Annotated in this window: 12 protein-coding genes; 10 read left to right on the top strand and 2 right to left on the bottom strand. The window is 68.7% G+C overall.

What is annotated here, in order from left to right; translation table 11 throughout:
* Window positions 1–806: 806 nt before the first annotated feature.
* The 3 genes from ITP53_RS04000 to fxlM (ITP53_RS03990) all read left to right on the top strand — a co-directional run bounded on the left by ITP53_RS04000 (window position 807) and on the right by fxlM (ITP53_RS03990) (window position 3,512).
* Window positions 807–1,730: a methyltransferase domain-containing protein gene (locus ITP53_RS04000; RefSeq protein WP_328813897.1), complete on the top strand. Its 924-nt coding sequence runs from the start codon at window positions 807–809 to the stop codon at window positions 1,728–1,730.
* A gap of 142 nt (window positions 1,731–1,872) precedes the next feature.
* Window positions 1,873–2,049, top strand: coding sequence for a hypothetical protein (locus ITP53_RS03995; RefSeq protein WP_195893903.1), 177 nt, complete (start codon window positions 1,873–1,875; stop codon window positions 2,047–2,049).
* 227 nt (window positions 2,050–2,276) lie between these two features.
* Complete coding sequence (gene fxlM / locus ITP53_RS03990) at window positions 2,277–3,512, top strand: methyltransferase, FxLD system (protein WP_328813895.1); 1,236 nt, start codon at window positions 2,277–2,279, stop codon at window positions 3,510–3,512.
* A gap of 46 nt (window positions 3,513–3,558) precedes the next feature.
* Here fxlM (ITP53_RS03990) and ITP53_RS03985 read toward each other — a convergent pair whose 3' ends face one another.
* Window positions 3,559–4,803, bottom strand: a complete 1,245-nt coding sequence (locus ITP53_RS03985) for a helix-turn-helix domain-containing protein (RefSeq protein WP_195893901.1) — start codon at window positions 4,801–4,803, stop codon at window positions 3,559–3,561.
* A gap of 3 nt (window positions 4,804–4,806) precedes the next feature.
* Window positions 4,807–5,178, bottom strand: coding sequence for an NUDIX hydrolase (locus tag ITP53_RS03980; protein ID WP_328813893.1), 372 nt, complete (start codon window positions 5,176–5,178; stop codon window positions 4,807–4,809).
* Window positions 5,179–5,379: 201 nt separating this feature from the next.
* Here ITP53_RS03980 and ITP53_RS03975 point away from each other — a divergent pair, with 201 nt between their 5' ends.
* From ITP53_RS03975 to ITP53_RS03945, 7 genes are all read left to right on the top strand, one after another.
* Window positions 5,380–6,177 (top strand): TauD/TfdA family dioxygenase, encoded by a 798-nt coding sequence (locus ITP53_RS03975; RefSeq protein ID WP_207755507.1) that lies wholly within the window; start codon window positions 5,380–5,382, stop codon window positions 6,175–6,177.
* Window positions 6,178–6,338: 161 nt separating this feature from the next.
* Window positions 6,339–6,692 (top strand): hypothetical protein, encoded by a 354-nt coding sequence (locus ITP53_RS03970; RefSeq protein WP_195893898.1) that lies wholly within the window; start codon window positions 6,339–6,341, stop codon window positions 6,690–6,692.
* 73 nt (window positions 6,693–6,765) lie between these two features.
* On the top strand, window positions 6,766–6,954 hold the full coding sequence (locus ITP53_RS03965) for an FxLD family lanthipeptide (protein WP_195893897.1): 189 nt from the start codon (window positions 6,766–6,768) through the stop codon (window positions 6,952–6,954).
* Window positions 6,955–7,034: 80 nt separating this feature from the next.
* Window positions 7,035–9,071: a lantibiotic dehydratase family protein gene (locus ITP53_RS03960; RefSeq protein ID WP_236050423.1), complete on the top strand. Its 2,037-nt coding sequence runs from the start codon at window positions 7,035–7,037 to the stop codon at window positions 9,069–9,071.
* Window positions 9,068–10,132, top strand: coding sequence for a lanthionine synthetase LanC family protein (locus ITP53_RS03955; protein WP_195893896.1), 1,065 nt, complete (start codon window positions 9,068–9,070; stop codon window positions 10,130–10,132). The genes ITP53_RS03960 and ITP53_RS03955 overlap by 4 nt, the downstream gene beginning before the upstream one ends.
* Window positions 10,133–10,184: 52 nt before the next feature.
* On the top strand, window positions 10,185–12,230 hold the full coding sequence (fxlM, locus tag ITP53_RS03950) for a methyltransferase, FxLD system (RefSeq protein WP_195893895.1): 2,046 nt from the start codon (window positions 10,185–10,187) through the stop codon (window positions 12,228–12,230).
* 19 nt (window positions 12,231–12,249) lie between these two features.
* The gene (locus tag ITP53_RS03945; protein ID WP_195893894.1) at window positions 12,250–13,407 is read left to right on the top strand and encodes a hypothetical protein; all 1,158 of its coding nucleotides are present in this window, start codon (window positions 12,250–12,252) and stop codon (window positions 13,405–13,407) included.
* The last annotated feature ends 17 nt before the right edge of the window (window positions 13,408–13,424 follow it).

Genomic DNA, 13,424 nt, shown 5'->3' with positions numbered 1-13,424 from the left:
GAGGATCCACAGTATTCGCTGGGTGACCTGCGGAGACGCTTGGAGCATCGCGTTCGTGTTCGCGAGCCTGCAGGCCGTGGCCGTATCGGTGCTCACCCGGGTTCCGCAGTTCGTAGTCACACAGAGCGGGTGGGTTGGAAGAAGTAGCAGGTAGATGACCTGCCGTGTGCTTCGGACCGTCGCAAAGGGTCGAGACTGTAGTAACACGAGCGCTTGGTGGCCGAGGGCGGGCTAACCGGTCGATGGCGCGCTTTCGATGTTGACCGCGTTGGGGGGCTGGCACCCAAACGTCTGGCATCACGGGACGGGGTTCAGACCAGACTGTTCTGAGTCCACCTCAGCAGGTATGGGTCTGTCCCGTGGTGATCGGCACACGTCACCTGCGCCCCTGGTGCGCCAACGGGAAGCCCTGCGCGCGTTGAGAGTGCCCTGGTAGTCGCGAAAGGGCGCGATCTGGCACCTTTGTGGCCCCCTCAGCTTGCTCCTCGCGTCCTTGCCTTTCCTGCCCTTGAGGTGGGCCTGGTTGCGATACTGGGCAAGCCGCAATAAGCGGTCACGGGAGGCAACGCCGGGTCGCTCGATGGGGAGGCCACATGCGGTGGCGGAGTCACAGCAAACGACTTGCCTCGGAGGTCACCACGGAGGGTTCCCGGTGGCGGCCGGTCGTCGCGGCGATCCCGAGACATCTGCTCGTGCCCCGGTGGTGGTCCACTCCCGAGGGTGAGTCGTGGGGTGTCTGGCAGGTACGCGACGGCGCAGCGAGCCCGGACGAATGGGTACGGGCGGCATACCGGAACGTTTCCTTGGTGACCGAGGTGGAGCGCGCGCATGCCGACCTCGCCGCCGACGGTACTGTCCTGACCGGTGTGCCGACGTCGACCTCCGCGATGCCGAGCCTGGTTCTGCGGCTGCTGCGCCACGCCCAGATACATGATGGGGCGCGCGTCTTGATTGTGGGCACGGGGTCGGGATATCCGGCTGCCCTTGTCGCCTACCGGTTCGGCGCCGAACGGGTCACGTCGATCGACATCAGTCTGTACCTGACCGACGCTGCGGCCGGACGCCTGGCCACCGTGGGGCTACAGCCGACGTTGCTGGCTGGCGACGGGACAGGGCCGCTGCCGAGCTCTTACGACCGGATCGTGTCCATGACGGGAGTGCGTCCGATTCCGCCGTCGTGGCTGACTGCCTTGCGGCCCGACGCCCGACTGGTGACCACGATCGCCGCAACTCCACTCATTCTCTGCGCGGTTAAGAACACCGACGGGCGAGCCTATGGCCAGCTCGCATGGGACCGTGGAATCTTCACGGCCGCCGACACGCCCAGCCAGAACCCGAGCGAGGCTGTGCCGGCCGTCGCCGAGGACACCAGTGGGGAGGAGGGCCTGAGCCGCTTTCCTGTGGCGCGCATCCGGCCGTTCAGCGATCTGGCTGTCATGCTGGAACTCGCAGCGCCAGGCGTTCGGCACAATTACGAAGAACACGCCGACGGACGGCACACCATACGCATGTCGCACCCAGATGGTTCCTGGGCCCGCGCCACGGCCTGCGCCGATGAGCCGTCGCCGGTCGTTCAGGGTGGCCCGCGACGCTTGTGGGACCTATGGGATGAGGTCCGCCACGACTGGCTCCTTCGGGGAAGCATGCCGGCATATGGGGCTCAGGCTGTGATCGAGTCCAACGGCGCCGTCCAGTTGTCGCGCGGAACGTGGCGATGCATCGTCCAATAGCCCATGCCGATCTCGCTGGCTAATCGTGGTCTATCGGTTAACGCGATGACGGTCGTCTCACCAGATCGGATAGAACACTCGCGGCGACTCCCTCGATAGGACGCCCCAGCGCCGGCCTTTGATCCACCCGGAAGCGGGCAACATGTACGTCGAGCAGGACAGGCAGCATGACCGGCTCCAGACCGAGGTGCAGCAGTTAGCGATGGCCGTCGCGCTGTCGTCGCCCCGTCGCTGGCAGATCTGGAAGATCGTCGTCCGAGCACAGGCCTTGTCCGAGGTGCGGCGCTTGGTGTCCGAGCACACCGGCGTAGCCTCCTGACGGACGAACAAGGACCTGGCTTCCAGCGATTGGTCGAACTGGGCCGTCCTGTCGGGGTGATACCAGCGGCCAGGGTAGAAGGTGGGGCCTATGCCTTCGGCGGCGAGGTCGATTCGGGCCGCAGGGGAAGGGCATTCCTTGCCTGCGGGGAGCCTGGTCAGGAACTGGAGGTGTCTCCTGGGGCGAGTCGCTGAGAAAGATCAGAGGTCGAAGCTAGGGTCTGGGAGGTGCCGACACCGACAGAGACCGTCACCTCCGAGTCCGCGCAGCAGCTCCGCTCTGCGATGGTCGCAGCACTGCTGGAGCAAGGCTCGATTCGCCGGCCCGAGGTGGCGGCGGCGTTTCTCAAGGTTCCCCGTGAGGTTTTCGGCCCGGAAGCCACGAGTATGAAGGCTGTCTACGCGGTCTACGAGGTCATCCGGACCCGGTTCAACGACCGCGGGAGGGCTACTAGCTCTGTCAGTGCGCCGTGGCTTCAGGCGCAGATGATCGAGGCGGCACGAATCGGGCCGGGCGATCGGGTGCTGGAGATAGGTTCCGGGGGCTACAACGCCGCCGTCATCTCCGAGATCGTTGGACCTGAAGGGCACGTCGTCACCGTCGACATCGACCCTTGGGTGTGCGAACGAGCGACCAGGTTCCTCGCCGAGACCGGCTACACGCAGGTACAGGTCGCTCTCGGCGATGCCGAACACGCCGTCAACGACCTTGGCCCATTCGACGCCATCTTGGTGACGGTCGGGGTCTGGGACTGCCCGTGGGCCGGACTGCTCGCACCGGGCGGCCGCCTGGTCCTTCCGCTGATCTTCAAGTCGACCACTCGGTCGATCACCTTCGTTCAGGAAGGCGATCGGCTCGTCGGCCATGATCCGACCGTGTGCGGGTTCGTCGCGCTACAGGGTGAGGGTGCTCACCGGTCTCAGGAAGCCGAACTCGCCGGCGGTGCCGTCTCGTTGACGATCGACGGCGGAGCCGAACTTGACGAGGCCGCGCTCAACCGTGCGCTGGAGGCGGACCGGACGGAGCTGTGGACGGGCGTCACAGTCGACAGTCATGAGTCGTTCGAGACACTGAACCTGTGGATCGTGACCGAAGACGATCTTTTCGGACACATCTACCGCGACCCCGCCAGTGAATGCGCCTTCGTTCGCACCGCCGCGCGCTGGTTCTGCCCGGCCCTCATCGCGCCTGACAGTTTCGCCTATCTCACCGCCCGCGAAGCCCACCGCGACGATCAGAGCGGCAAGGTCCGGCATGAATTCGGCATCTACGGACACGGCCCACAGGGCGCCGATCTGGCCGACCGCCTGCACGCACACGTACTGACCTGGGATCGTGACTGGCGGCACCGCTCCGGACCCGGCTTCACCCTCTACCCCGTGGACGCCGCGATTCCCGAACCCGCCGTCGGCAGGGTCTTCCGCAAGCGCCACACGCAGCTGCTCATGCAGTGGCCGACGTGATCGGATCGGACTCCGGGGCTATCACGCTGAGGGCGAGGCCGGTGAGTCATTGGGCCGCCGGCAACGTGAGGTACAGGCGTTGCAGAGCAGCCGCGCCGGCCTCCTCGATTTCCGGCAGGGCTCCTCGTGCGGCTCGCATAGCGCGTTGGATCTGATGAGGAAGCCGGGTGCTCTCCGCGGTCGCGATCGACTGCAGAAGTGCTTGGGAGGCTGCGGCCCTGTCTCCCGTGGCGCGGAAGACTTCGGCGACGGTGACGCGTTCGATCGTCTGCCATTGCGGCGCGACACCAGCCGCATCCGGTGTGTCCGCTTCTGCCAGACGCGTCGCTTCCTGTAGACGGCCTGTGGCGAGCAACCCCCGGAGGTGGACTTCTCGTAGGACGAAGGGATTGACCAGTGGCGTGCCGTGGTGGGAGTCAACGAAGCGTCGCAGGTCGATGATCGCGTTGTCGAAGTGCTCGGCGTTGCCGAGTTCGGCGAGGGTACGAGCCAGGGGGATGAGGACTGCGCCGCGTTCGGATGCCGGAGCGATGTCGGATGCTCGCTGCAGCCGGGCTGCGGCTGCCGGCTTCTTTCCGATCTTGCGTAGTTCGTTGCCGTGGACGCGTAGAGCGCGGGCAAGAAGAGCGACGTCGTCGAGGCGATGGGCGATGAGGAGGGCGCGGCCGGTCCAGCGCGCAGCGGCTGCGAGGCTTTCCTCGGGAAGAACGTCACCGAGGGCGACGCCGAGCATGGCGCGGGCTTGTCCGAGGAGTTGTGCGGCGGCGCGGTCGGCGCGTCCTTGGGCGAGCCGTGCTTCGAGTCGCCAGACCAGGGGCCACAGTTCGTTGATGGCCTCGGCGCTGTGTCCTGACTCGCGGGCCACCGAAGCCAGGCGGATGGTGGATTCGCCGAACTTGATCATGGAGATGAAGTCGGCGTCCGCAGGGTCGGTGACGCCGAGCACGTGTGGGGGCAGTCCCAGGTGGTGTGCCACCCGTCGAAGGGTGGGCACGTCGGTGATGACGCGCCGCCCGTTCTCGATCATCGAGATGTAGGTCGTGTCGTAGCCGAGCGCTGAGGCCAGGGCGGACTGAGTGACCTGCGCGGTGTGTCGGTATGCCTTGATGATCACTGCCAGGTTGCCTGAGGCCAGCGCTGGGCTCGCGGACGGCGATGTCCACAGCCAGAGCGGTGACCCGGTTGAGGCGAGGCTGGGCAGTGGGGCGCCGCTGATGACGTGACAGGCCGGGCACAGGCGGGAGGTGTTCCATCCGTCGTCGACGACGGTCTCGCACGCGGCACACAGCATGAGCTACCTCACTGGGTCACGCAGCCTGGAGAACCAGTCGGCGATGGACCGCTTGTAGCCTTGCGGCATCCGCAGGTTCTCCACTTCCTGCTCAGCGAACAGGCCGACCTGTTTGTGCTCGTGGCTGAGCACCGGCGGCTTGTCGGTGGTCACGGTGGCGCCGTACGTCACGATCAGCACGTCGACGCCGTCGCGGATGTGGTACTGCCAGGAGTCCAGGATCGGCCCGATCTGCGCGTCCCAGCCGGTTTCCTCGCTGATCTCGCGCTCCAGGCGGGCCGGCGGGTCTTCGCCGAGCTCCAGTTTGCCGCCGGGCAGTTCCCATTCGTCGCGTTCGTTGCGCAGGAGCAGCACCTGGCCATCACGGACGATCACGCCCTTCACCGACACAGGAAAGGTGTGGGGGCGGTAATTCATCAGCAGCGGCCTCTCTCCGTTGATGGCTGTGCCTGGAACCTAACACGGTCGACCACCGCTGACCGGGGTTCCGGAGGTTGACAATCTGTCACTTGTCCAATCCGCAGGGTCTACCGGACGCTGAAGTCGAGACTCCCCGCACGGCAGATATCGGAGGTGATGACGGTGGACCACGAGGCTTTCGCCAGCCACTACGTGAGCCTGGCGAGCAGTGATGGGCTGGTGCGCGCCGCCGCGATGTTGTCGCGCGACGGTCTGGTCACGTTCGACGGGGTGCACGACCGGCAGTCGGTGGTTGAGCTCGCCTCGCGGCTGCTGACTGCGAGGGAGCACCGGGACGCCGCAGCCGACGGTGTGACGATGATCGCCGACCGGGGCTCCGTCGCTGATCGTCTCGGCTACGCCGGATTCGGGGCCGGAGAATTGCAGCCGCACACGGACTCTTCGGCGCTGGCCCAGCCGCCCAGGCTGGTGATGCTGGTGTGCGTCCAGCCGGCGGAGTGCGGGGGCGAGTCCTCTGTGGTGGACGGGGCCGCCGTCTATGCCGATCTGGCTGCCCGCTCGTCTGACCTTTTGCAGGCATTGAAACGGCCTGGCACGGTCCGGTTCGGCGATCCGGGCTATTGGGGGTCGGTGTTCGAGCCGACGGTGGACGGCCGGATGACGGTCCGGCTCCGTCTTGACGGCCTGGAGCATTTCACCAGCCCCGTTGTCGAGGCCGTTCCAGCGCTGCGCGCCGCGATCAGTGGGCATGTGCGGGTATTGCCGCTGCAGCCAGGACAGGGTTACCTGCTGGACAACTGGCGCGTGTTGCATGGGCGCCGCGGTTTCCGGGGATCTCGCCTGATGTACCGCGTTCTCGGCGACCCCGTGACTAGCTGTGTGCTGCCCTCTGGATTCATGCCGCGCTCTCTTGCCACGGTGGGAGCCTCTCCTGACGCGTGGGATCGTCCATGACGATCTCAGTGGCAGCCCGCTGGGCAGGTGCGCAGGGCCTTGTCGGGGTGGCGTCCGCGGTGTGGCGGGCGTGCGGCGGCTCACCGTCTGCGCGCCGCCGCACCCCAGGCACAGATGGCGGCCCTCCCCGGAAGCATCTCGGACGGCGCTATCAGCGGCCCATGCTTCCGGGGGAGGAAGGCTTGCCGGAGGGTCAGGCCGATGCCGCCGCCGACGCGGTGGCCGAGAGGCATGTCAGGGACCTCCAGCAACGTGCTTGTGGGCTGTTCCTGTTGATGTACTCGCTCTACTGGCGCCGCTTTGTGGCCATCTACATGGGCGAATGCGATCACGGCATCATCCTCCGAGCGGCCACGCCAGATGAGTTATGGCAGCTCATGAGCCGTGTTGCACCACCGGACTGGCAGAGCGGTTCCCTTCCACCCCTCGTGGCCAGGCCCTCCTCGTCCGGCGACGCGCCCGGCATGCCGCCTGTACTTCCAATCGAAGACATCGGCCGGCTCTCAGGCCGTTGATCGCGCTCTCAGAGCCGCCGACGTTGAACCCCTTCCCTTCACGAACGCCAACGCAGGACAGGAGCAGAAGCCAATGAGCACTACAACCATCGAGCAGAGCACCGGACAGGTGAACGCCGTCACCGGGGCGGAAGCAGCGTTCGACCCGTTCAACCTCGACATCAAGCTCGCGGAGAACACGCCGGCGGCCAACACGTCGCTGAGGTGCGGCACCGGCGACACGTGCGGGAGCTCGTGTCCGAGCGCCTGCACCACGTCATAACCCCATCAGCCCGGTTGTCTCTCGACCGGAGCCGGACCTTCCGCGCTTCCCGGATGGTGAACAGGAACGGAGTGAACACGATGACGCGGACGCGGATCAGACGGTATCGCCGCACCGGCGTCGGGATGCTGCGCGCCACGCTGCATCTGGCTCCTCCTGCTCTTCCGGATTGGCCGAAACCGGGCTGCTCGATCGAGCAATGGCGGTCGTGGCTGTCCCCAGTGTGGGCCGATGAGCCCTTCCGGCAGGCGGTCACCAACGCCAGCCCGGACCTGGCCCGCCAGGTCCGGGCCGTGCTCGACGGGCAGGTGGACAACCCCCGCCGGGCCCGACGCGCCGCGCTCGCCGTCGCCCGATACGCCCTGCGTTACGCGCACCGCTCCACCCCGTTCGGCCTGTTCGCCGGTGTCGCCCTGGTCGAGTTCGGCGACAGGTCCCTCGTACGCGTCGGGGATACGCACAAGGCCGTCAACCGGCCCGACCCCGCAGCCCTGGACTCGGCGATCACCGCGTGGGAGACCGGCGGGGAACGGATGGCCGACGTCGAGGTGTGCGTCAACAACCTCGCCCGCGTGCGCGAGGGCCGCGTCCATGTTCCGGCCGAGGGCGCGGACGAGTTCTCTCTGGCATCGACGACGGCGGTGGAGCTGGTGCTGCAGGCCGCCAGCTCCCCGATCTCGTACGCCGCCCTGCTGGGGAAGCTCGCCGCCGAGTTTCCGCAGGTCGAACCCTGCCGCCGGGCCGAGCTGGTCGCTGAGCTGCTGCGTACGCGGCTGCTGCGCTCCCGGCTTCGTGCCGCCGCCACCGTCACCGACCCGGCCGCCGTCGTGCCGCCCGCACTCCTGGCCGCCTGCCACCGCAAGGCAGTGGACGTGCGGTTGGACGCCGAAGTACGGCTGCCCGAAACGGTCGCGGTCGAGATGGAGACCGCGGCGACCGTGCTGGCTCGGCTCGCGACCCATCCCGCAGGTACTCCGGCCTGGCGGCGCTACGCCGAGCGGTTCGTCGACCGCTTCGGCGAGGGGACCGAGGTCGCGGTGGAGCAGCTCACCGACCCCGGCAGCGGATTGGGGCTGCCGGACGGGTTCGGCCTGCTGTCGGAGCCGCCGCGAGCGATGTCGCGCCGCGACCGGCTGCTGCTGGATCTCGCTGGGACGGCCGCCGTCGAGGGCAACCGGTCGGTGATCTTGTCGGAGGCGATGATCGAGGACCTGGAGGCCGCCGCGGCTGAGCCGTTCACCGATCTCGCGCCCGCGCCCCACTTCGAGGTGTGCGCCCAGGTTCAGGCCCGGACGATCGCCGCTCTCGACGCGGGCGACTTCCAGCTGTGGGTCCACACCGTCTCCCGTGCGGCCGGCGCCATGTCCGGACGGTTCTGGCATCTGCTGCCGGACCTGGCCTCCGGGTATGCCGCTCTGCTCACCGTCGCGCCCGGCGCGGTGCCGGCGCAGTTGTCGTTCCATCCCACCCGGGCCGAGGCCGACCTGCTCACGCGGGCCCCACGCGTCGTGCCGAAGCTGGTCAGCGTCGGCGAGTACCGAGACGGCGGGAAAGAGGACGTGCTGTATCCGCGTGATCTGGTCGTCGGCGCCCGTGACGGCCACCTGTATCTGGCGGTGGCCGCGACCGGGGAACGCCTTGAGCTGCTGGCACCCACGGCGATCAACTTCCTGTGGAACAACTACACGCCGCCGCTGGTCCGGTTCCTGGCCGAGATCAGCCGCGCCGCCACCGCGCAGGTGACGTGGTTGGACTGGGGCGCCGCGTGGACGTTGCCGTTCACCCCGGCCCTGCACTACCGGCGCACCGTCCTGGTCGCCGCCCGCTGGCAGCTGCGCGCCCGGACGCTGCCCGGCCGTACGGCGCACCTGGACGAGTGGACTGAGCGCTTGCACGCCTGGCGTGGCCGTGCCGGGGTGCCTGAGCGGGTACTGCTGGCCGTCGACGATCAGCATCTGCCGCTGGACCTGGCGCGGGAGATGGACGTTGACCTGCTGCGCGCGCACCTGGGCGGGCAACCGGTCGCGGTGCTGTTCGAGGCGCCGCCGCCGGATGCCGATGGGTGGATCGGCGGGCGGGCGCACAGCATCGTCGTCTCCCTGGAGTCGAAGCGATGAGCGAGCTGGCGACGCAGGCTCTGGCCGAGGGCGCGCTCGGGGCAGCGCTGCTGCACATCGAGCACGCCGACCTCGCCGCCGCGCGACCCCTGCTGCAGGAGGCGGTCGCCGGCGGGGTCAGTACCGGGTCTAACGCCAGCCTCTATCACGGAGCCCCGGCTCTGGAGTTCGTTCTCGGCCGTGCCGGGCGCGTCGACCGAGAGGTGCAGGCAGGCGTCGACCGGGTCGTGGCCGCCCGCCTGGCCGCCGCCCGCCGGCGACGGCTGGCCCGGCACTTGCCGACGCTCGCGGAATTCGACCTCATCCGCGGACTGACCGGGCTGGGGGCGCTCCTCCTTACCCGCCCCGGCCCGTCGCCGCTGCTCGAAGGCATTCTGAGCCACCTTGCGTCGTTGGCGTGCCCAGTCGAGGCCGAGGGGAGGATGCTGCCCGGATGGTGGTCGCCGGAAAGCCCCACGCACGGGGTGGGCATCCCCGGCGGCCACGGCAACAACGGCATCGCGCACGGCATCGCCGGACCGCTGGCGCTGCTGTCCCTGGCCGCCCGCCGCGGCATCCGCGTCGACGGCCAGAGCAGCGCCATCACCACGTTCGCGACTTGGCTGGAGCAGTTCGGCAGCTCCTACTGGATCACCCTCGACCAGCTCACCGCCGACGAGCCCCCGCAGTTGCCGCCGCTGCGGCCGTCCTGGTGCTACGGGGACCTGGGGATCACCCGCGCGCTGCAGCTGGCGGCGCTCGCGCACGGCGACCCTGCCCGCAGGCAGAAGGCCGAGGCAATCGCCCTGGCGGCCCTTGCCGACTCCGACCGTCTCGACCGGGTGAGCGATGCCTCCCTCTGCCATGGCTGGGCCGGAATCCTGACCGCCGCCACCGCCCTCGCCGCCGACAGCGCCACCCCCGACCGGTTCACCGTGAGCATCCAGCACGCCCGCAGGCGACTGGCCGAGGGAATCGGCGAGCTGCCCAAGCCGGGGTTTCTGGAAGGGCGCGCCGGGGCGCAACTGGCATTGGACGGCTCCAACGTCACCGGCTGGACCTGCGCGCTACTGATCCACTGACCGCCTCGCCGCACGACCTGACCCCGTATCGAGCAGGAGCGACAACGACGACATGGACAGCTACGAGGACAACCTCGCCCCACCGGCCGAGCCTGAGTGGTGGCAGGCCACGATCCGCTTCCCCGGCGATGCCGGGGTGAGCCCCGAGACGGCGGCCACGCTGTCGGCCGCGCTGACCGGACGGCGCTTCCACTTCCTGCGCAAAGACGGAGGGCTGCGGCTGCGCACCGACCGGTCAGCAGGCGCTCTGCTCGACCAGCTCGTCGCCGACGAGGTAGTGGCCGAGTGGGTCGGCGGCATCTACGAAGCTGAGACCGACGCGTTCGGCGGCCCGCAGGGCATGGCCATCGCCCACGCGGTGTTCTGCGCCGACAGCCCCGCCGCGCTGGCCGAGACCGGCAGCCCCGACAGCAAAGAGCGGTGCATCCTGCTGCTGTCCTCGATGTACCGGGCGGCCGGGCTGGACCCGTTCGAGGTCGGCGACGTGTGGGCGAAGATCGGCGACCTGCGCCCTCCGATCGACCCGCCCACCGAGGCTCGCAGGGCGGCGGCGATCACCACGATGCGGCGCCTCATGAACGCTGACGCCGCCCAGCGGCCCGACCCCGAACCGGGTTGGGTCGAGCGCGTGACGGCGTTCGAGGACGCCGGACGCCGCCTTGCCCGCCTCGCGAAAGGCGGGCACCTGAAGCGTGGTTTGCGCGCCGTCCTCGCCCACCACGCGATCTTCGCGTTCAACCGGAACAACACGCCCGTGGCCGAGCAGGCCGCCGCGGCGTGGCTGGGCTGGCAGGCCGCCTTCGGAGATACCGAACCGGCGGCCGTGTCTACCAGCCGGACCTCACCAGTACCCCCTACCTCGACCAGGATGGAGACCGCCATCAGCACCACCGTCGACCCCACCAAGCTGCGCGAGGCCATGGTGGCCAAGTACATCGACTCCGGCCACCTGCGCACCCCGGAGATCATCGATGCCTTCCGTACGGTCGAGCGCCACACGTTCATCCCCGACGCCAAGGTCGAGGCGGCCTACGTCGACGACGCGGTGCCGATCAAACACGACACCGGCGGCGAGATGATCTCCTGCATCTCCGCGCCGTCCATCGTCGCCACCCAACTGGAGCAGGTAGGCGCCCGCCCCGGCCACAACATCCTGGAGGCCGGGGCAGCCACCGGCTACAACGCCGCCCTCCTCGGCCACCTGGTCACCCCGACCGGCCACGTGTGGACGATCGACGTCGACCAAGATCTCGTCGACACCGCCCGCACCCACTTGGCAGCTGCCGGGGCCTGCAACGTGACCGCCGTGCTCGGCGACGGCGCGGCCGGGCTGCCGGAGCACGCCCCCTTCGACCGCATCCAGTTCACCGTGGGCGCCGGCGACATCCCCACCACGGTGCTCGACCAGCTCGCCCCCGACGGTCGCCTGGTCATCCCCATACGCATCCGCGGCAGCATCTCCCGCAGCTTCGCCTTCGAACGCGACGGCGACACCTGGAAGACCGTGTCCTGCGAGATGGCGACCTTCGTGCCGCTGCGCAAGGGCATCTGCGACGACCTCTACACGCGCGTCCAGATCGCCGGGGAAGGCGTTGTGCACCTGGAGACCTTCAGTGAGCAACTCGTCGACCGCGAGGTGATGCGGACGATTCTGGACACCCCCGCCCACCCTGCCTATACCGGGGTGAAGTTCCGGCAGGGCGACCCGTGGCAGTGGGTGTACCTGTGGCTGGCATGCGTCCTGCCGAACGGGCTGTCACGGATGCCCGGCCAGCGGGCCGGGTTCACCCCGCACTTCGCGTGGGGTTCGATGGCCGCGCTCGACGGCGACACCCTGGCCTACCTGACCATCCGCGAAGGAGAAGACACCGGAGGCCGCTTCTGGGCCATCGGCGTCATCGGCCACGGCCCCCGCGCCGCCGTCCTGGCCGAGCAGGTCGCCACCGCGATCGAGGAATGGGACCGCGACTACGGCAACCACGCTCCCGCCCCCGGCTTCCGCATGGCCACCGGCGACAGCCGTGACCAGCTCAAGGCGGCCGACCCGCGCTTCATCATCGACAAGCCCGCGAGCCGGCTCGTCATCGACTGGCCGTAGAAGGGACCGAAGCGCCGTGATGAACCCTGCGATCGCCGCCCGCATCCCGCTGGTCTGCCGTACCAAACCGCCCGGCAAACCCCTGGCAGCCCGCATCGCCGATCTCACCGCGCTGACCATCGAACCCGCAGGCGCCGACCACCACGACCTGGTGGCCCGCGCCTGCGGGGTCCTCAACATCTCCGCGCTCATCGCCTCCGACGCCGGACTGTCCGGCCGGGCCGCAGATCTGTGCTGGAAACAGCACAAGATCTTCGCCGAGCGCGGCAACCTCGACCAGGAGATCGCGGTCATGTCGTTGATGCCGCTGATCAACATCGCCCGGTTGCTGGTCCGCGAAGGCGACGGCAAAGCCGCCTACGAGGTGCTCGACCAGCTCTACCGCGCCGCCCAGCAGCGCCGCGCCACTGTGATCCACGGCCACGACGTCAACCTGACACCCCTGACCCGCAGCCGCGACGACCATCGCGCGATCTGTACGGAGCTGTGGATCGCCCTGCTCATCGACGGAGCCCGAGCTCTGGCCCAGCAAGGCCGCTGGAGCGAGGCCGCCGAGGCCATGGCCGCCCACCGCGGCATCGGCGAACGCATGCTCGATGGGCGCCAGCTCAAGATCCTGGCACTGATGGAGCAGGGCCTCCCCGACGAGGCCTGCGCCATGATCGAGGCCACCGTCCCTGCGGAGCCGTGGGAGCACACCGTCGCGGCGCTGTTGCGCATCGCGTGCCGTCCGCCCGGCAGCACCACCCCACCGGACGAACTGGACCATGTTGTTCAGGAGACGCTGGCTCTGATCACCCAAGATGAACCGATGACAGCGGCGTTCCGGGCACGACTCGGCCTGACCGCACGCGACCTGACCGCCGGCCAATGTGCGTCATCTACCTACCGTCTGGGCGTAGCGCTGGTCGAGGTGGCCTCCACCGACGCCTACGCCGCCCGCGACGTCCTCGGCCATCAGGGGATGCGTTGCCACATGACTGACCAGCAGCAGCAAAGCCTCGGCGCGGTGATCACCGCTGCAGGGCTTGGAATCGGGCGTCTGCCTGAAGCCCATGAGCACGCTCTGATTGCGGCTGTGGGTTATGCCGAAGATCGGCTGTGGGAGCTGCTCAACCAGTGTTCGGCTCGACCGGGTACCGATCACCGACGGCGGAGCCTCGACCGGCGCGGCTAGGTCGGAAACTTTCGACA

The sequence above is a fragment of the Nonomuraea cypriaca genome (genome assembly GCF_015645445.1).
GTDB classification, from domain to species: Bacteria; Actinomycetota; Actinomycetes; order Streptosporangiales; family Streptosporangiaceae; genus Nonomuraea; species Nonomuraea cypriaca.
The sequence above is the reverse complement of the archived record's forward strand: the minus strand, read 5'-3'. Positions and strand labels throughout refer to the sequence as shown.

Coding starts and splice junctions, on each gene's coding strand:
- ITP53_RS03995 (WP_195893903.1), top strand. CDS start 1,873: ATGTACGTCGAGCAGGACAGGCAGCATGACCGGCTCCAGACCGAGGTG.
- ITP53_RS03985 (WP_195893901.1), bottom strand. CDS start 4,803: ATGCTGTGTGCCGCGTGCGAGACCGTCGTCGACGACGGATGGAACACC.
- ITP53_RS03975 (WP_207755507.1), top strand. CDS start 5,380: ATGACGGTGGACCACGAGGCTTTCGCCAGCCACTACGTGAGCCTGGCG.
- ITP53_RS03970 (WP_195893898.1), top strand. CDS start 6,339: ATGCTTCCGGGGGAGGAAGGCTTGCCGGAGGGTCAGGCCGATGCCGCC.
- ITP53_RS03965 (WP_195893897.1), top strand. CDS start 6,766: ATGAGCACTACAACCATCGAGCAGAGCACCGGACAGGTGAACGCCGTC.
- ITP53_RS03960 (WP_236050423.1), top strand. CDS start 7,035: ATGACGCGGACGCGGATCAGACGGTATCGCCGCACCGGCGTCGGGATG.
- ITP53_RS03955 (WP_195893896.1), top strand. CDS start 9,068: ATGAGCGAGCTGGCGACGCAGGCTCTGGCCGAGGGCGCGCTCGGGGCA.
- fxlM (WP_195893895.1), top strand. CDS start 10,185: ATGGACAGCTACGAGGACAACCTCGCCCCACCGGCCGAGCCTGAGTGG.
- ITP53_RS03945 (WP_195893894.1), top strand. CDS start 12,250: ATGAACCCTGCGATCGCCGCCCGCATCCCGCTGGTCTGCCGTACCAAA.